Below are 17,133 nucleotides of genomic sequence, written 5' to 3'. Positions count from 1 at the left end.
GCCCGCGAAAGCGGGGCCGGGCCATCGGCGTTCGACGGTCACGAAGAGCCCCCGCCCCGAATGACCCGCGGCGGCACTGCGGTTAGCCTCGTCGCATGAGTCGGCCTCCCGCATTCGTCCCGCCGCCCGGCACCGTCGCCCACGCCCTTTCGACCGAGCGCGGCGACTTCGCCGCCATCAGCGCCGGTCCGCGGGAGGCCGGGCACACCGGCACCGCGCTCCTGCTGCCCGGGTTCACCGGCAGCAAGGAGGACTTCATCGCCCTGCACGTGCCGCTCGCCGCCGCCGGCTACCGCACGGTCGCCGTGGACGGCCGCGGCCAGTACGAGTCGACGGGGCCGCTGGACGACGAATCCCCTTACGCACAGAGGGAGTTGGCGCGCGATGTACTCGCGCAGGCGGCTGCCGTGGACGACGGGACGCCGCTGCATCTGGTGGGGCATTCGCTCGGCGGCCAGATCGCGCGGGCCGCCGTGCTGATCGACGCGACGCCGTTCACCTCGCTCACCCTCATGTCCTCTGGGCCGGCCCAGATCTCGCCCTCGCAGCAGGAGCGCGTCAAGCTGCTGCGGGACGCGCTCGCCGTGCTCGACATGGCGCAGGTGTGGGACGCGATACAGGCGCTCGACGCACCGGAGGAGACGGACGCCCCCGGAGCGGGCGCGGATGACGCACGCGCCCTGCGGCACCGGTGGCTGCTCAACAGCCCGGCGCAGCTCATCGCGACCGGCCGGCAGTTGTGCACGGAACCCGATCTGGTCGATGAACTGGCGGCCGTCCGGCTGCCCAAGCACGTGCTCTCGGGCGAGCGCGACGACACCTGGCCGGTGCAGCTCCTCGATTCGATGGCCGTACGCCTCTCGGCGCGCAGGACCGTCATCGCGGGCGCGGAGCACTCCCCGAACACGGACCGCCCCCAGGAGACCGCGGCGGCCCTGGCCGAGTTCTGGGACCTGCACCCGCCCGTCGTCTAGCCGGAGGGCGCGGCCCTAGAACTGCGCCTGGAGGTGGCTCCAGAAGCCGTCCCGCAGGGCGCGCCGCAGGTCGGACTGCCCGCGCAGCGAGTGCTGCAGCAGCGCCTCCGCCTCGACGAGCAGTTCCTGGTCGACGGGGCCGGGCAGATACGGGTACCCCGGCAGCAGCTCCACCAGCGACTCCCTGCCGCGCGCGGCGAGCCACTTGGCGGCCACCTGCGCGCCGACGAAGCGCACGTCGTCCCGTGAGGGACGGGGCGTGCCCGCGTTCTCGTACGTCGCCGTGGCGGTGCGCCGGGACACGTACGGCTTGAAGAACGCCAGGTCGAAGGTGCGCTGGCTGTCGACCTCCCACAGGAGCGGGTCCGCCTGGTTGCGGCCCTCCGGCGCCTCGATGCCCCACAGGTGGACGCGTGCGCCGTAGCCCTGCGCGGCCTCGACCGCGGAGACGAGGTCCTCGTCCCCGCCGATGAGCGCGGCGTCGCTGATGGCGCGGTGCCGGGCGAGCGACTCGAGGTCCGTGCGGATCAGGGAGTCGACGCCCTTCTGCTGGTTGTGGGCGTTGAGGTTGCCGAGCCTGACCTTGACGTCGGGCAGTTCGGCGATCGACTGCTGTTCGTTCGTGTGGATGCGGCGCCGGGCGCCGTCGTACCAGTAGACGCGCAGCAGCCGGCTGTCCGCGAAGATCGTGCGGGCCTTGTCGATGAGGGCGTCGACGATCCCTTCGGCGTCCAGGTCGAAGGCCCTGCGGTCCTCGGTCCCGGAGACGAGGCGGCCCGCGGCGGCGTAGAGGTATCCGGCGTCCACGAAGATCGCGTGCGTGGACGGGGTCTTGGCCACTTCGGCGAGCACGCGCTTGAGCAGCTCGTTCGTACGGTCCAGCTCCGCGCGGATGGCCGTCAGGTCGTCGTTCATATGCGGCCCATTGTCCCGGCCGTCACGCTGCGAACACAACCGCTCCCAGTACCCGCGGGTAATTAGCCTCGCGAAAAATTTCCTTAGCGTAGGGAATGTTTGCCAGGGGCAACTCGTTGAGTCTTACAGAACGCGGGGTAGTGAAGGCACGCAATCCACTCTTAACGGTCAGGCAACCGCCTGGCCGTACGGCGGGGCAAGACTGTTGTCCCGTACCAGTAGTTCTCCTCCAGGAGGATGACCAGACGAAGGGAGAAGCGGTTATGCGCTTCGAAATCATGCGACTCGACGATGTCGACGGAACCGCCGTGGACAGCACCGTCGTGGACGCCGCCTCCGTCAACCGGATCGTTCAGCAGGCGGCTGCCATAGGGCAGCGCCTCTACATCCGCCCGGCCGAGTCGCCGGCCTCGTAACGCGACGACGACTCCTGATACACCGTTCGCTATACACCGTTCGTGATCGAATAACACGCTGAATACGCTTCAGAGCCTCCGTACGGGATCCGTACGGGGGCTCTTTTGCGTGCGCGAGGCGGGGACTCGGCGGCAGAGGGTTCGGCGTCAGGAGCCCTGGATCACCTGGGTCACGCCGTTGATGATCTGCTGCACCGCGATCGCGGAGAGCATCATGCCCGCGAGGCGCGTCACCAGGACCACGCCGCCGTCCTTGATCACGCGGATGATCAGCAGCGAGTAGCGCATCACGAACCACAGGACGACATGGATGGCGACGATCGCCATCCACACCGACACCTGCGTCGCGGCACTGTCCGCCTTCTGCACGGCGAGGATCACGGACACGATCGCACCGGGGCCCGCGAGCAGCGGCATGCCGAGCGGCACGAGCGCGACGTTCACGTCCTTGGTCTGCTTCGGCTCGTCGGTCTTGCCGGTGAGCAGGTCGAGCGCGATGAGGAGCAGCAGCAGCCCGCCCGCGATCATGAGCGCGGGGACGGAGACATGCAGGTAGTCGAGGATCTGGTGGCCCAGGAGGCCGAAGACCGCGATGACGCCGAAGGCGACACAGACGGCCTGGAACGCCATCCTCTTCTGCACCTTGGCGGGCCGGCCCGCGGTGAGCGCGAGGAAGATCGGGGTGATCCCAGGGGGGTCCATAATCACGAATAGCGTGAGAAAAAGGGATCCGAAGACAGCGACATCAAACACGGGTGTGGCCTTGCGAGTGGGGTCCACGGGATCAGCCGGGACGCGTCGTGCGTGGGAGTGCGGTGCGTGAGCCCGCACCGGGGCATGAAGGAGGCGGCCCGCCGGATCGCGGCAGGGCGCGGGTTACGCGGCGGTTCCGCCGGCGCCGGGTACGGGAAACGCCCCGGTGGCCCGGCGCGTGATTTCCCCGTACACCTCGGGGTCGGTGGTGAACTCGCCGAGTACGCAGGTCTTCCGGCTGCCGTGGTAGTCGGAAGAGCCCGTGGCCAGGAGGCCGAGGTCGGCGGCGAGGCCGCGCAGGCGGGCCCGCGTGGCCGGATCGTGGTCCATGTGGTCGGTCTCGATGCCGTCGAGTCCGGCCGCCGCGAGGTCCGCTATCGCCGACTCGGGCACGACCTGTCCGCGCTTGACGGCCGCCGGGTGCGCGAAGACGGTGACCCCGCCCGCGGCCTTGACCAGGCGGATCGCGTCGAAGGGGTCGAGTTCGTGCTTGCCGACGTACGCGCGGCCGCCGTCGGCGAGCCAGTCGGGCGTGAAGGCGTCGGAGACGGATGCGACGACGCCGAGTTCGACGAGGGCCTCCGCGACGTGCGGGCGGCCGACGGACCCGTCGCCGGCGATGCGGGCGACCTGCTCCCAGGTCACGGGCACGCCGAGGCCCTGGAGCCTGGCGACCATGCCCTGCGCGCGCGGCACCCGGTCGTCCCGTACGAGCTCGCGCTCGCTCAGCAGCTCGGGCTCGTCCGGGTCGAAGAGGTAGGCCAGCATGTGCAGGCCCACGCCGTCGAGGCGGCAGGAGAGTTCGGCGCCGGTGACGAGCGTGAGTCCGGCCGGCAGCGCGGCCGTGGCCTGCGCGTACCCGCGGCTCGTGTCGTGATCGGTGAGCGCGACGACGTCCAGACCGGCTGCGGCCGCGTTACGGACCAGCTCGGCCGGGGTGTCCGTGCCGTCGGAGGCGGTGGAGTGGGTGTGCAGATCGATGCGCACGCGCGTACTCCAGGCTCTGAACGGACGGAAGGGGACGCTCAAGGATAACGGGGATCCGGAGCACCCCCGTCACCGTCGTCCCCCCGGATGACCCCTTACGCCAGGATGCGCGGCGACAGCGCGCCGCACGGCAGCAGGTCGACCTCGGCGCCCGCGTCGCGCAGGTCGGTCAGGACCAGCTCGTCGTACAACAGGAGCCCGGTCTGCTCGGGCCACACGATCGCCCACACCCACAGCCCGCGCGCCTCGCCCGCGAAGACCGCGCGGTCGTCGGGGGTTCCGGAGACGTGCCACATCGGGGTGGGCCGTCCGGCGGCGAGGATCTTGGCCTGGGGCGGCTTCCCTACGGTCATGTACGGGCCGGGGTCGGGGCCGTCGATGCCCGCGTAACGGGCGCCGAGGCCGACGCCGAGCTCCTCCGCGACGATCAGCAGCTCCCCCGCGCCGCCGAGCGGTCCGGGGCCCGAGCAGGCCACCGCGGTGGCCCTGCCGCCCGTGCGGTCGTCGCCCGCGCTGGCCACTCCCGTGAACAGCCACCCGACGGGCAGCGGCCACGGCATCCACACCGGCACCTGGGCGCGATGCACGACGACGCCGAGCGCCTCGACGCTGGGCGGGATCACGGGCTGCATCGGATGCACCGCCCCGTGCTCGTCGCACTGCCAGGAGTCGGAGAAGAGGCCGGGAGCCCTGACCCGGCCACCACACTTCGGGCAACTGGGTTCGCCCCTCATAAGGCCCAACGGTCCTCCCCGTCTCCCGCTCCGTCAAGGACGATCACCCGTCCGAGGGCGGGGCCTCACCGCACGCCCCCGGGAAAACTAGATGTAACTTGCATTAGTTAGCCGGACTAATTTATTGTGTGTATACGCCAACGATCGCTGGAGATCACCGGAAGGCACGGGAGATCACGGGCGACAGCGATCGATCACGGGCGGACTCCGAGTGAACGACGCGATTGCGAGGAACCGGCATGAGCCACAGCAGTACAGGAAGTGCAGGAGGTCCCGCCGAAGGGGACACGTTCGACGCGGGGGCGACCAGCCTGCTGCGTCAGCCGAAGGCGGTCTGGGCGACCGCCGGGGCATCCGTCGTCGCCTTCATGGGCATCGGTCTCGTCGACCCGATCCTGCCCTCGATCGCCAAGGGCCTGGAAGCGACGCCCAGTCAGGTCTCCCTGCTCTTCACCTCGTACTTCCTGATCACCGCCGTCGCGATGCTCCTGACCGGGTTCGTCTCCAGCCGCATCGGCGGCAAGAAGACGCTGCTCGCGGGACTCGCGCTCGTCGTGGTCTTCGCCGCGCTGGCCGGCACCTCCGGCTCCGTCGGTGAACTCGTCGGCTTCCGCGCCGGATGGGGCCTCGGCAACGCGCTGTTCGTCTCGACGGCCCTCGCCGTCATCGTCGGCGCCGCGGCAGGCGGCTCGGCCGCCGCGATCCTGCTCTACGAGTCCGCGCTCGGCCTCGGCATGGCGTGCGGGCCGCTTCTGGGCGCACTGCTCGGCAATGCCAGCTGGCGCTACCCGTTCTTCGGCACCGCGGCCCTGATGGCCATCGGGTTCATCTGCATCACGGCGTTCCTGAAGGAACAGCCCAGGCCCACGAGGAAGACCTCGATCCTCGACCCGATCAAGGCACTCGGCCACGGCGGGCTCGCCTCGGCCGCGGTCTCGGCCTTCTTCTACAACTACACGTTCTTCACGATCCTGGCCTTCACGCCGTTCGTGCTGAACATGACCCCGTACAAGTCGGGCGCCGTCTTCTTCGCCTGGGGTGTGCTGCTCGCGTTCTTCTCGGTGATCGTCGCGCCGCGCATGCAGGCCCGCTTCGGGTCGCTCAAGGTGCTCGGCGGCTCGCTGGTCCTGCTCGCCGCCGATGTCCTGGTCCTCGGGTACGGCAGTCACACCGCCGCCGTCGTCTGCACGATCGTGTCCGGCGCCTTCATCGGCGTGAACAACACCGTGTACACGGAGCTCGCGCTCGGCGTCTCGGACGCGCCGCGGCCCGTGGCGAGCGCCGGCTACAACTTCGTCCGCTGGTTCGCCGCCGCGGCCGCTCCGTACTTCGCCCCGAAGATCGAGGAGTGGACCGACATCCACATCCCGTTCGTGGTCGCCGCGGTCACGGCCGTGCTCGGCGCCGTCGTGGTCTGGGTGCGCAGGAACGCCCTGACCGAGGAGGCCGAGGAACTGGAGCCGCAGCACGCCGGCGAGGACGGGATCTCCGTCTTCGCGAACTGACGTCCACCGACGCCTACTTACGCCTGCCGACGTCTACCGATCCCTACTGACGCCTGCCGACGTCCACCGATCCCTACTGACGTCCACTGGCCCCTTCCCCTACTGATCCAGGGACACAGACCTGCGGAGCGGATCGCGCAGGTCCGTGCCGCTGTTCAGCCACTTCTCCTCGAGGGCCGCCGCGCCGTGCACCCGCTTCCACGCCGCCTCGTTCTGCGTCATCGGCAGCAGCGGCAGGAACCGTACGGGATCCAGCGGATCGTCCAGTTCCAGGTCCTCCACGAGGCCCCCGGACTCCGCGACGAGCACCGACGTGAACGGGGCACCGGGCCACAGGGGCTCGCCCACGTCCAGCGAGGCTCCGGCGGCCACGACGACTCCCTCGACCTGCGGTGACGCGGCAAGCACGGCGAGCGGGCGCAGCACCTTGTCGGTGTCGGCACGGCCGGCGCGCACCGACAGCACGAGCTCCGCGCGCGGGCCCTTGAGCGGGTCGGCCAGCGCGGACGTCGGGTCGGCCATCGGGGCGGCCGACATACCGAGCGTGGCGTAGCGCACGAGGCCGGTGTCCGCGGCGTCCGTGAAGCGCAGCACCTCGATGCGTTCGGTGCCTAGGAACGTGACCGCGGCGCGCGCGTCCGGTTCACCGAGGGCCGTACGCAGCCGGGCCTCGACCAGAGCAAGAACATCTCCCATGCCGCGAGCATAGAACTCGCATCGGATGGGTAAAGGGTGGGCTCGCTTCTTCAGTCGGCTGATAGTCTTGGCCGCTGGTAGGGGCAGCACGCCAAGCGTTGCTTTCGAGCTCCTGACCTACATACGTCCCCTGCGAGGGATGAGACGTCGTCCCTCACGGGGGACCGGCCGGAGGAGGTGGGGCTGCAATGGACCGAAGTCGACCGTGCAGTACCACCCGCTCTTCCGGCCACTGAGCCGCATTTTCCCGGCTTTCCGCGCACGCTCCAGTCTGTCTGCGCACCACGGAAGAGCACTTCGTTTCCGCCTGATCTGAATCAGTAGCGAAGCCGCCACCGCGCCGGTGCGGTGCTCCCCGCTTTGTGGACGTGCACACAGGATCCGCAGTCAGGACGTCCTCATTCCGGTTAGCGCCGACCCGTATGGCCACCCGGCGGCTCCCGCCCGCGAAGGAGCCTGCCCATGTCGATGATCCGTGACCTGCGCGCCGCCGTACGCCCCGCTCCGCGCGAGACCGGCAGCACGTCAGCCCCGTACGACACCACCCGCGACCCGTCGACGTCCACAGCCGTCGTCGACTGCGCCGTCTACCGCGACGGCGCCCGCGTCCACGACAGCGACTGCCTGACGCCCGCCGTCGCGATCCGCAAGGCGCGCCGCGACGGCGGCTTCGCCTGGATCGGGCTGCACGAGCCGACCGAGTCCGAATTCGCCGGTATCGCGGCCGAGTTCGGGCTCCACCCGCTCGCCGTCGAGGACGCCGTCCACGCCCACCAGCGCCCCAAGCTGGAGCGCTACGACGACACCCTGTTCACCGTCTTCAAGACCATCCACTACGTGGAGCACGCCGAACTCACCGCGACGAGCGAGGTCGTGGAGACCGGCGAGGTGATGTGCTTCACCGGACGGGACTTCTTCATCACCGTCCGGCACGGCGGGCAGGGCTCCCTGCGGGCGCTGCGGCACCGGCTCCAGGACGATCCCGAGCTGCTCGCCAAGGGCCCGTCCGCCGTCCTCCACGCCATCGCGGACCATGTCGTCGACGGGTATCTCGCCGTCGCCGACGCGATGCAGGACGACATCGACGAGGTCGAGACGGACGTCTTCTCGCAGACGGGCAAGGGCGCTCCGCGCGGCACCGACGCCGGGCGGATCTACCAGCTCAAGCGCGAGGTCCTGGAGTTCAAGCGGGCGGTGGCGCCGCTCCAGCGGCCGATGCAGCTGCTGAGCGAGCGGCCGATGCGGCTGGTCGACCCGGACATCCAGAAGTACTTCCGTGACGTCGCCGACCACCTCGCGCGCGTGCAGGAGCAGGTCGTCGGTTTCGACGAACTGCTCAACTCCATCCTCCAGGCCAACCTCGCGCAGGCGTCCGTCGCGCAGAACGAGGACATGCGCAAGATCACGTCCTGGGCGGCGATCATCGCCGTACCGACGATGGTCTGTGGTGTGTACGGAATGAACTTCGAGCACATGCCGGAACTGCACTGGCGGTTCGGCTACCCGCTCGTCCTGGGCGTCACGGTGGGCGCGTGCTTCGCGATCCACCGCATCCTGAAGCGGAACGGGTGGCTCTGAACGGCCGACGGACAGGCTCTGGACGGACACGCTCTAGGCTGACGCCCATGACGGATCTGGCCAGCCCTTCTCCCGACCACCGCCCCTCGACGAGCCGCTCCGCGGCGCCCGCGTTGATGGACCAGGCCCTCGTCGAGGAGGCCACCAAGAAGTCCGGCCTCATCTGGGTACGGGGGGCCTCCGGCACCGAGCGCGCTCTGTGGCACGTGTGGCACGAGGGCGCGGCGAATCTGGTCGGTGACGGGCCCGGCGAGCAGCCGCTCCCCGGCCTCGCCGACGGCGGGCCGGCGACCGTCACCGTGCGCAGCAAGGACAAGGGCGGGCGTCTCGTGGGCTGGGCGGCCCGGGTCGTCGAGCTCGCCCCGCACTCCGAGGCGTGGGAGGCGGCGGTCGCCGAGCTGAAGGGCAAGCGCCTGAACGCGCCGGACGGCGAGGCGATGCCGGAGCGCTGGGCACGCGAGTGCCGGGTGCTCCGCCTGGAGCCGACGGGGTCCACGCTCCCGCCGTCGTCCGAGGCGCAGGCCGCCGCGCCGCTCGCCACGACGGCAACCACCCGCCGCGAGGCCCCGGCGGCGCTCCCCAGCCTCCTGCTCCGCCGCAAGCGGCGCGGGAAGTAGGGGGCCTTTCAAGAGGGCCTCAGGCATGAGGGCCTCAGGCAAGCGGCCTCAGGACGTCGGGAGCTGGGCCCCGTAGTCCACCGTCTCGCCCTTGCCCGGCTCGCGGAGCGTGAAGTCCTTGCCCCAGTCGGTGAGTTGGAGCGTGCCCGCGCCGCCCGCGCGTTCCAGGCGCAGCGGGTACGGGGTGCCTTCGAGTGAGACGTCGAGCGTGCCGCCGGAGCCCTTGTCGCCGGTGAGTTCGACCGTGCGCACGCCGCCCGCCGAACCCCGGTCACCCTTCTCCACCTTGCCGTGCAGCGTGAGCAGGCCGTCCAGGAGCGCGCCCTTGACGGTGAAGCCGCTCAGGCGTTTGTAGGCCGGGTCGCCCTGCGGGACCTTGACGTACTTGCCGTCGAGCTTGTCGGCGGCGGCCGCCGTGTCCCCCTGCGCCGTGCCGCCCGAACCCTTGCTGTCCTGGTGCGTCCAGAAGTCCGCGTCGGCCTTCAGGAACAGATGCTCCTTGACCCGCAGCAGCTGGAAGGTCCGGCCGCCCGCCGTGACGGATCCCGTGCCGCCCTCGTCCTTGAGCCGCATGTCGATCTTGTACGAGTGTCCGCTGCTGACCAACGTGCCGGACAGATGCACGGCCCCGGCGCCCTGCGCGGCCTTCACGGTGCGGCTCTGGATCTTCGGGGCGGTCAGTTTGGCGACGCCGTTCGTGCCCGCGTCCGGATCCTCGCTGCTGCACGCCGCGAGCCCGAGGCACATCACGCCCACCAGAAGAATCCCAGGGGAACGGCGGGCCAGGGGAAGTACGGTCACGGCTCGCGCTACCTCTCGTACGACGTCTTGCTCGGCGGCAGAACGGCAGCGTACCCGTGTCACCTGCGGCGAACGGAGCCAGTCCGTCCGGACGCAGCGCAAAGGCGCACGGGACCGGGACGGGCTAGCCTGAAGCACACCTTCAGGACAAATGCGAATGTAAAGGAGGCGCGGCGCATGGCGGCAGGCGCCCCCCGGATCTTCGTCTCGCATCTCTCCGGCATCGCCGTCTTCGACCCCAACGGCGACATGGTGGGGCGCGTCCGCGATCTCGTCGCCATGCTGCGCGTCGGCCGCCGCCCGCCCCGGCTGCTCGGGCTCGTCGTGGAGCTCTCCACGCGGCGCCGCATCTTCCTGCCGATGACCCGCGTGACCGGCATCGAGTCCGGCCAGGTCATCACCACCGGCGTACTGAACGTGCGGCGCTTCGAGCAGCGGCCCACCGAGCGGCTCGTCCTCGGCGAGATGCTCGACCGGCGGGTGCGGCTCGTCGAGTCCGGCGAGGAGGTGACGGTCCTGGACGTCTCCGTCCAGCAGTTGCCGGCGCGCAGGGACTGGGAGATCGACCGGGTCTTCGTGCGGAAGGGCAAGGGCGGCGGCGCGTTCCGCCGGGCCAAGGGCGAGACGCTCACCGTCGAGTGGTCGGCCGTCGACGGGTTCTCGCTCGAGGAGCACGGGCAGGGCGCCGAGAACCTCCTCGCCACGTTCGAGCAGCTGCGCCCGGCCGACCTCGCCAACGTCCTGCACCACCTCTCGTCCAAGCGCCGTGCCGAGGTCGCGTCGGCCCTGACGAACGAGCGCCTCGCGGACGTCCTGGAGGAGCTGCCCGAGGACGACCAGATCGAGATCCTCGGCAAGCTCAAGGAGGAGCGCGCCGCCGACGTCCTGGAGGAGATGGACCCCGACGACGCGGCCGACCTGCTCCGCGAGCTGCCCGAGGACGACAAGGAGCGGCTGCTCGCGCTGATGCAGCCCTCGGACGCCGCCGACGTGCGGCGCCTGATGGCGTACGAGGAACGGACGGCGGGCGGTCTGATGACGACCGAGCCGATCGTGCTGCGGCCCGACGCGACCGTCGCCGACGCGCTCGCCCGGGTCCGCAACCCCGACCTCTCCCCCGCGCTCGCCGCTCAGGTGTACGTGTGCCGGCCGCCGGACGAGACGCCCACCGGCAAGTACCTCGGCACGGTGCACTTCCAGCGGCTGCTGCGCGACCCCCCGTACACGCTGGTCTCGTCGATGCTCGACGACGACCTCCAGGCCCTCGCGCCGGCCGCCGCGCTCCCGGTCGTCGCCGGGTTCTTCGCGACGTACGACATGGTGGCGGCGCCCGTCGTCGACGAGAGCGGGTCGCTGCTCGGCGCCGTCACCGTGGACGACGTCCTCGACCACATGCTGCCGGAGGACTGGCGCGAGCAGGAGTTCCACCTGGCCGACGGGGAGGTGAGCCATGGCGCCGGCTGAGCGCGAGCGGGACGGGCGTCCCGAGGCCGCGCGGGCGCCGCGCTTCCGGCTCGACCTGCCGCGCCCCCCGCGCCGCAAACTGCTGCCGGACTACGACCCGGAGGCCTTCGGACGCCTCTCGGAGCGGATCGCCCGGTTCCTGGGGACGGGCCGGTTCATCGTCTGGATGACGGTGATCATCATCGCGTGGGTGGTGTGGAACGTCTCCGCGCCGAGCAGCCTGCGCTTCGACCAGTACCCGTTCATCTTCCTGACCCTGATGCTCTCGCTCCAGGCGTCGTACGCCGCTCCGCTCATCCTGCTCGCGCAGAACCGGCAGGACGACCGGGACAAGGTCAACCTCGAACAGGACCGCAAGCAGAACGAGCGGTCCATCGCCGACACCGAGTACCTCAGCCGCGAGGTCGCCGCCCTGCGGATGGGCCTCGGCGAGGTCGCCACCCGCGACTGGATCCGCTCCGAACTCCAGGACCTGCTCAAGGAGCTGGAGGACCACCGCGTGACCTTCCCGACCGCCTCCGCTTCGGACGCAGGTCACCGACGTGACGTAGACGACCGTTGACAGGGCTTTCCGGACAAGGGTTACCGCGCCGTACTATCGGCGTATGGCTACGGAAGACGCGGTGCGCGAAGCACTGGCGACGGTGAACGACCCCGAGATCCAGCGACCCATCACCGAGCTGGGGATGGTCAAATCGGTGGAGATCGGCGCGGACGGCGCGGTCGCGGTCACCGTGTACCTCACGGTCTCCGGCTGCCCCATGCGCGAGACCATCACGAAGAACGTGACCGACGCGGTCGCGGCCGTCGAGGGCGTCACGCGCGTCGACGTCACGCTGGACGTGATGGGCGACGAGCAGCGCAAGGAACTCGCCGCCGCGCTGCGCGGCGGCACGGCCGAGCGTGAGGTGCCCTTCGCCAAGCCCGGCTCGCTGACCCGCGTGTACGCGGTGGCCTCCGGCAAGGGCGGCGTCGGCAAGTCCTCGGTGACGGTGAACCTCGCGGCCGCGATGGCCGCCGACGGCCTGAAGGTCGGCGTCGTGGACGCCGACATCTACGGCCACAGCGTGCCGCGCATGCTGGGCGCCGAGGGGCGGCCCACCCAGGTCGAGAACATGATCATGCCGCCGTCCGCGAACGGCGTGAAGGTCATCTCGATCGGCATGTTCACGCCGGGCAACGCGCCGGTCGTGTGGCGCGGCCCGATGCTGCACCGCGCGCTCCAGCAGTTCCTCGCCGACGTGTTCTGGGGCGACCTGGACGTCCTGCTCCTCGACCTGCCGCCGGGCACGGGCGACATCGCGATCTCCGTCGCGCAGCTCGTCCCGAACGCGGAGATCCTCGTCGTCACGACGCCCCAGCAGGCGGCGGCCGAGGTCGCCGAGCGCGCCGGCTCCATCGCGGTCCAGACCCACCAGAAGATCGTCGGTGTAGTCGAGAACATGGCGGGCCTGCCGTGCCCGCACTGCGGCGAGATGGTCGACGTCTTCGGCACGGGCGGCGGCGAGCGCGTCGCCGAGGGCCTCACGCGGACGACCGGGGCGAACGTCCCGGTGCTCGGCTCCATCCCGATCGACGTCCGGCTGCGCGAGGGCGGCGACGAGGGCAAGCCGGTCGTCCTGACCGACCCCGAGTCCCCCGCGGGCGCGGCCCTGCGCGCCATCGCCGGCAAGCTGGGCGGCCGCGCGCGCGGCCTGTCGGGCATGTCGCTGGGAATCACCCCGCGCAACAAGTTCTGACCCTCAGGGATTACGCCGATGGGGCACGGTCGCGTCGACCGTGCCCCATCGGCGTACAGCGCCCGCTACTCGTGGGCGCCGATGTTCTTCACTACTCGTAGGTCTCGATGTCCTTGATCATCGAGAAGCCCAGGCCGTACGCGCTCATGCCGCGCCCGTACGCCCCCAGGTGCACGCCCTCCTGCGTCGACCCGGCGAGGACCCAGCCGAACTCCGTCTCCCGGTAGTGGAACGGCGTCGGGACGCCGTCCACCGGCAGGGACAGCGTCGTCCAGTCCGCGCCCTCGAGGTCGTCCGCGAGGGTCCACGCGGTCTCGGTCTGCTGGTCCAGCCAGTCGTCGCGCAGAGTGTGGTCCATCTGCCCCGGCCATGTGACGTTGAGCAGGCCGACTCCGGCGAGCCAGGCCGCCGAGGAGACCGAGGTCGCCTCCAGGACGCCCGTACCGTCGGCGCTGCGCCGCACCGGGCTGGCCGCCACGCTCACGACGACCACGAACCGCTCCTTGTCGCCCCTGCCCGCGGGCCCTTCGCTCCGCACGGTGGGCTCGTCGCCGTGCCCGATGGAACCGTGCTCCACGGCGCCCTCCGCCGAGGTGCCGACCGGCATCAGCCGCCGCGGTCCCGTGAACGCCTCGTCGAGGCCGTACCACGGGAAGGGCGCCAGCAGGTAGCCGTCGACCGTGCGCCGGGCCGTCAGAACCTCGGGGGCCCCTTGCGCCGCGGGCGCCTGCGCGCCTACCCGACTCGTCGTCTCCATGTACCCGGCCGCCTCCTAGCTCAGTCGAACCGCGGCGGCCCACCCCCCTCGGGCGTCCTCGCCACCGATCCGCGCAACAACAAGGCAGGATGCCACACCCGGGCAGGAGACCCCGGGTTCCGACAGGTACGCGGGGCGGGTCGCCGGCGGTGCGAGGGGGGAGCTGCGGGGGCAGGCGGGCGCCGGGGAACAGGCCGGGCCGGGCCGCCGAATGGCGTGACGCTACGCGGTCGGGTCGCCTCGGAGTCCTGCAGCGCGAACCGCGAGGGCGAACCGACCCCCCGAAAAGAGGCCGGCCCGCCAGGTCGCATGTCGCGACGCGGTCAGGTCGCGTCGGCGTCGTACGGCGGGTGGTCGTCCGCCGCCGGCTTCTCGGGCTTCTTCTGCATGTCGATCTTGGCGGGAGCAGAGCCGGACGACGCGGCGGCGGCCCCGGAGCCGGACGACGCCTCGTCCACGCTCTGCACCGCCTCCGTGACCTCGGCCATCTCCTTCTTCAGGTCGAAGCCGTTCCGGATCTCTTTCAGGCCGAGCTCGTCGCTGTCCAGCCGCTTGCGGATGAACGTCTTCGGGTTGAGGTCCTCGAACTCGAAGTCCTTGAACTCCGGGCCGAGTTCCTCACGGATGTCCCGCTTGGCGCTGTCCGAGAACTCGCGGATCTTACGGATCGTGCGCGTCACGTCCTGGATGACCTTCGGCAGCTTGTCCGGGCCGAAAACGAGCACGCCGAGGACGATGAGCGTCAGCAGCTCGGGTAGGCCTATGTCGTTGAACACCTTGCGCTCCTAGCGTGTCCTCAGGCCCGCAGCAGGTCTCCGTGGCAGGTCTTCCGGGTTCCGGACCGGGTCCACGGTACCCGGCGATGCTGTCTGCCGGGTAGCCACTGGGCTACGTCTGGGCTCAGCCGTCGCACAAGCGCTTGCCGCCGAGCTCCGACGGGGCCCGTCAGGGCGCCCGCCGGCTGCCCGTCAGCTGCCGTCCGCCGAGCCGAGGACGAGGGTCACCTTGCGCTCCTTGCCGTCCCGTTCCACGGTCAGGGCGAGGCGGTCCCCGGGCCGGTGGGAACGGATCTTGACGATGAGCTCCTCGGCGGAGTGGATGCGCGCCCCGTCCACCGCGGTGACGACGTCGCTGCCCTTGATCCCGGCCTTGGCGCCGGGGCCGCCCGGATTCACCGGCGAACCGCCGTTGTTGCCCTTCGTGGCGACACGGGCTCCGTCACCCGAGTAGTCCATGTCGAGCGTGACGCCGATCACGGGGTGGGTGGCCCGGCCCGTGTTGATCAGCTCCTCGGCCACGCGCTTGCCCTGGTTGATGGGGATGGCGAAGCCGAGGCCGATCGAACCGGCCTGGCCGCCCTCCAGGTCCGAGCCGCTGTCGGCGGAGCGGATGGCGCTGTTGATGCCGATGACGCGGGCCTGCGAATCGACCAGCGGGCCGCCCGAGTTGCCCGGGTTTATGGGCGCGTCGGTCTGCAACGCGTCGACGTAGCTGACGTCGCTGCCGTCACCCTTCTCGCCGCCGGCCGTGATGGGCCGCTCCTTGGCGCTGATGATCCCCGAGGTCACCGTGTTGGCCAGGTCGAAGGGGGCGCCGATGGCCACGACGGGGTCGCCGACCTGGACGTTCTCCGAATTGCCGAGGGCGAGGGGCTTGAGCCCGCGCACGCCGGTGACCTTGACGACGGCGAGGTCGTAGCCGGAGTCGCGGCCGATCACCTCGGCCTTGGCGGTCTCACCTCCGCTGAAGGTGACCGATATGTCACCACTGCCGCCGGCCGGTTCGACGACGTGGTTGTTGGTGAGGATGTGTCCCCGGTCGTCGAGGACGAAGCCGGTGCCGGTGCCCTGGGTGTCGGAGCCACTGACGTGGATCGTGACGACGCCCGGCAGGGCGCGGGCCGCGATACCGGCGATGCTGCCGGGGTCGCGCTTCGCGGACTCGGCGTCGGCCTGCGGCAGTTCCACGTCGGAGGACGCACCGTCGCGCTCCAGATACGTGCCGACGACGCCGCCGATCCCTCCCGCGACGAGCGCGACCACGACGGTCCAGACGACGAGCAGCCGCCGCCCCCGCCTGGCCCCCCGCCGCTGCCCGTTCGCGGGCGCGGGTGCGCTCCAGGGGTCATACCGCTGCCAGGGCCCTCCGGGCGGGGGCGGGTTGAGCCCGGGTCCGCCCGGGGCCGCCCCGGGCCCCTCCGGGGCACTCGCGAGCGGCGGCGCTCCGTGGTGGGCCTGCTGTTCGACAGGGGCCGGCGCCTGATCCGCCGGGTGCGGGCCGGGCTGCGGGGCAGCGGCGGGGTGCGGGACGTACGGAGCGGCGTGGGGCATCGGTCCGCCGGCGTACGGCGGAGGTGTACCGCCTCCGGACAGCGGAGGTGTGCCGGCATACGGCGGAGGTGTACCGCCTCCGGACAGCGGAGGTGTGCCGGCATACGGCGGAGGCGTACCGACTCCTCCGGACGGCATGGCCGTGCCGTGAGCAGGCGTGGCGGCGGCCGGATGCTGAACCATGCCGTGGGCCGGAGACAGCGTGGGCGTGGCGTGGGCCGGGGACGGCATGACCGTGCCCTGCGCAGGCGTGGCGGCGGGGTGCTGAACCGGCGGCGCGGGCGCCCAGGGCCCGGGCTCACCGTACGGCGGGGTGCCGTAGGGGTCCGGGGCATGCAGAGGACGAGGCCGCGCCTGCCGCGCGGCATCCTGATCAACCGTTACGGGTTCACCGGTAGCCCCAGCGGATCCCTCGGCCACCACTCCACCGGCACCGGCGCCCGCACCGGCGACCTGACCGGGATCGCCAGGACCTTCAGCGGCCACAACATCAGCAGCCGCGGCACGGTCTCCCGAGTTCTCACCAGCACCAGAAACAGCGCCAGATCCACTACCGGCGCCGGCGCCCTCAACCGACGCCCCGTCACCCGAGCCCCCATCGCCCCCGGCGAACGCATCTGCCGTATCGGCCTGGGCGTCGGACACATCCCCCGCCGCACCACCCGCGGCGACCCCGACATCGTCTGGGCCCGCAGCCGGCGCAGGCTGCGCCAGTTCGAAGTCGCCGTCGTCGCGCGAAACGTCCCCGTCGTCGCGCGGTGCGCCCCCGTTGGGCCGGGGGCGGCTCCACCACTTCGCCTTTGTGGGCTTCCCCTCGTCCATGTTCCGCCGCTCTCCCCACACCTGGCCCGCGGCAACGTCCCGCGG

General features: G+C 71.0%; 17 protein-coding genes. 8 read left to right on the top strand and 9 right to left on the bottom strand.

All coding sequences use genetic code 11. The annotated features are described in order from the left end of the window. Positions 1 to 95 precede the first annotated feature (95 nt). On the top strand, positions 96 to 974 hold the full coding sequence (locus ACIPWY_RS30415) for an alpha/beta fold hydrolase (RefSeq protein WP_401535857.1): 879 nt from the start codon (positions 96 to 98) through the stop codon (positions 972 to 974). Between the two features lie 15 nt (positions 975 to 989). Here the strand turns inward: ACIPWY_RS30415 and ACIPWY_RS30410 are convergent, their stop codons facing one another. After that, positions 990 to 1,889 (bottom strand): NYN domain-containing protein, encoded by a 900-nt coding sequence (locus ACIPWY_RS30410; protein WP_362903771.1) that lies wholly within the window; start codon positions 1,887 to 1,889, stop codon positions 990 to 992. A gap of 263 nt (positions 1,890 to 2,152) precedes the next feature. Here ACIPWY_RS30410 and ACIPWY_RS30405 point away from each other — a divergent pair, with 263 nt between their 5' ends. After that, positions 2,153 to 2,305 carry a hypothetical protein gene (locus tag ACIPWY_RS30405; RefSeq protein ID WP_165914635.1) on the top strand — a complete coding sequence of 51 codons (153 nt, stop codon included), beginning with the start codon at positions 2,153 to 2,155 and terminating at the stop codon, positions 2,303 to 2,305. A 147-nt stretch (positions 2,306 to 2,452) separates the two neighbouring features. Here the strand turns inward: ACIPWY_RS30405 and ACIPWY_RS30400 are convergent, their stop codons facing one another. The 3 genes from ACIPWY_RS30400 to ACIPWY_RS30390 all read right to left on the bottom strand — a co-directional run bounded on the left by ACIPWY_RS30400 (position 2,453) and on the right by ACIPWY_RS30390 (position 4,779). Further along, on the bottom strand, positions 2,453 to 3,058 hold the full coding sequence (locus tag ACIPWY_RS30400; RefSeq protein WP_266673862.1) for a MarC family protein: 606 nt from the start codon (positions 3,056 to 3,058) through the stop codon (positions 2,453 to 2,455). Between the two features lie 123 nt (positions 3,059 to 3,181). Then, positions 3,182 to 4,045 carry a PHP domain-containing protein gene (locus ACIPWY_RS30395; RefSeq protein WP_362903769.1) on the bottom strand — a complete coding sequence of 288 codons (864 nt, stop codon included), beginning with the start codon at positions 4,043 to 4,045 and terminating at the stop codon, positions 3,182 to 3,184. A gap of 95 nt (positions 4,046 to 4,140) precedes the next feature. Further along, positions 4,141 to 4,779 (bottom strand): DUF6758 family protein, encoded by a 639-nt coding sequence (locus tag ACIPWY_RS30390; protein ID WP_362903767.1) that lies wholly within the window; start codon positions 4,777 to 4,779, stop codon positions 4,141 to 4,143. Positions 4,780 to 5,018: 239 nt separating this feature from the next. Here ACIPWY_RS30390 and ACIPWY_RS30385 point away from each other — a divergent pair, with 239 nt between their 5' ends. Further along, positions 5,019 to 6,284, top strand: a complete 1,266-nt coding sequence (locus ACIPWY_RS30385; RefSeq protein WP_401535853.1) for an MFS transporter — start codon at positions 5,019 to 5,021, stop codon at positions 6,282 to 6,284. A 99-nt stretch (positions 6,285 to 6,383) separates the two neighbouring features. Here ACIPWY_RS30385 and ACIPWY_RS30380 read toward each other — a convergent pair whose 3' ends face one another. Then, positions 6,384 to 6,980: a suppressor of fused domain protein gene (locus tag ACIPWY_RS30380; RefSeq protein ID WP_362903763.1), complete on the bottom strand. Its 597-nt coding sequence runs from the start codon at positions 6,978 to 6,980 to the stop codon at positions 6,384 to 6,386. A 462-nt stretch (positions 6,981 to 7,442) separates the two neighbouring features. On the opposite strand from ACIPWY_RS30380, the gene ACIPWY_RS30375 reads away from it, so the two are divergent. Beyond that, positions 7,443 to 8,558, top strand: coding sequence for a magnesium and cobalt transport protein CorA (locus tag ACIPWY_RS30375; RefSeq protein WP_362903761.1), 1,116 nt, complete (start codon positions 7,443 to 7,445; stop codon positions 8,556 to 8,558). A gap of 116 nt (positions 8,559 to 8,674) precedes the next feature. Beyond that, the gene (locus ACIPWY_RS30370; RefSeq protein ID WP_362903992.1) at positions 8,675 to 9,175 is read left to right on the top strand and encodes a hypothetical protein; all 501 of its coding nucleotides are present in this window, start codon (positions 8,675 to 8,677) and stop codon (positions 9,173 to 9,175) included. A gap of 48 nt (positions 9,176 to 9,223) precedes the next feature. Here the strand turns inward: ACIPWY_RS30370 and ACIPWY_RS30365 are convergent, their stop codons facing one another. Then, positions 9,224 to 9,976: a hypothetical protein gene (locus ACIPWY_RS30365; protein ID WP_393703653.1), complete on the bottom strand. Its 753-nt coding sequence runs from the start codon at positions 9,974 to 9,976 to the stop codon at positions 9,224 to 9,226. A 177-nt stretch (positions 9,977 to 10,153) separates the two neighbouring features. Here ACIPWY_RS30365 and ACIPWY_RS30360 point away from each other — a divergent pair, with 177 nt between their 5' ends. From ACIPWY_RS30360 to ACIPWY_RS30350, 3 genes are read left to right on the top strand one after another with little or no spacing between them, the layout of a single operon-like run. Beyond that, the gene (locus ACIPWY_RS30360; RefSeq protein ID WP_401535850.1) at positions 10,154 to 11,440 is read left to right on the top strand and encodes a magnesium transporter MgtE N-terminal domain-containing protein; all 1,287 of its coding nucleotides are present in this window, start codon (positions 10,154 to 10,156) and stop codon (positions 11,438 to 11,440) included. Further along, positions 11,427 to 12,002 carry a DUF1003 domain-containing protein gene (locus tag ACIPWY_RS30355; RefSeq protein WP_362903758.1) on the top strand — a complete coding sequence of 192 codons (576 nt, stop codon included), beginning with the start codon at positions 11,427 to 11,429 and terminating at the stop codon, positions 12,000 to 12,002. The genes ACIPWY_RS30360 and ACIPWY_RS30355 overlap by 14 nt, the downstream gene beginning before the upstream one ends. A 43-nt stretch (positions 12,003 to 12,045) precedes the next feature. Beyond that, positions 12,046 to 13,179, top strand: a complete 1,134-nt coding sequence (locus ACIPWY_RS30350) for an Mrp/NBP35 family ATP-binding protein (protein WP_362903756.1) — start codon at positions 12,046 to 12,048, stop codon at positions 13,177 to 13,179. Between the two features lie 91 nt (positions 13,180 to 13,270). Here the strand turns inward: ACIPWY_RS30350 and ACIPWY_RS30345 are convergent, their stop codons facing one another. The 3 genes from ACIPWY_RS30345 to ACIPWY_RS30335 all read right to left on the bottom strand — a co-directional run bounded on the left by ACIPWY_RS30345 (position 13,271) and on the right by ACIPWY_RS30335 (position 17,088). Beyond that, on the bottom strand, positions 13,271 to 13,936 hold the full coding sequence (locus tag ACIPWY_RS30345; RefSeq protein WP_362903754.1) for a hypothetical protein: 666 nt from the start codon (positions 13,934 to 13,936) through the stop codon (positions 13,271 to 13,273). 323 nt (positions 13,937 to 14,259) lie between these two features. Next, positions 14,260 to 14,712 carry a sec-independent translocase gene (locus ACIPWY_RS30340; protein WP_362903752.1) on the bottom strand — a complete coding sequence of 151 codons (453 nt, stop codon included), beginning with the start codon at positions 14,710 to 14,712 and terminating at the stop codon, positions 14,260 to 14,262. A 192-nt stretch (positions 14,713 to 14,904) separates the two neighbouring features. Further along, the gene (locus ACIPWY_RS30335; RefSeq protein ID WP_401535846.1) at positions 14,905 to 17,088 is read right to left on the bottom strand and encodes a trypsin-like peptidase domain-containing protein; all 2,184 of its coding nucleotides are present in this window, start codon (positions 17,086 to 17,088) and stop codon (positions 14,905 to 14,907) included. Positions 17,089 to 17,133: the final 45 nt, after the last annotated feature.

Origin of the sequence: Streptomyces sp. NPDC090032, assembly GCF_044748025.1 — a bacterium.
GTDB lineage: Bacteria > Actinomycetota > Actinomycetes > Streptomycetales > Streptomycetaceae > Streptomyces.
This window is presented reverse-complemented; position numbering and strand designations above follow the sequence as displayed.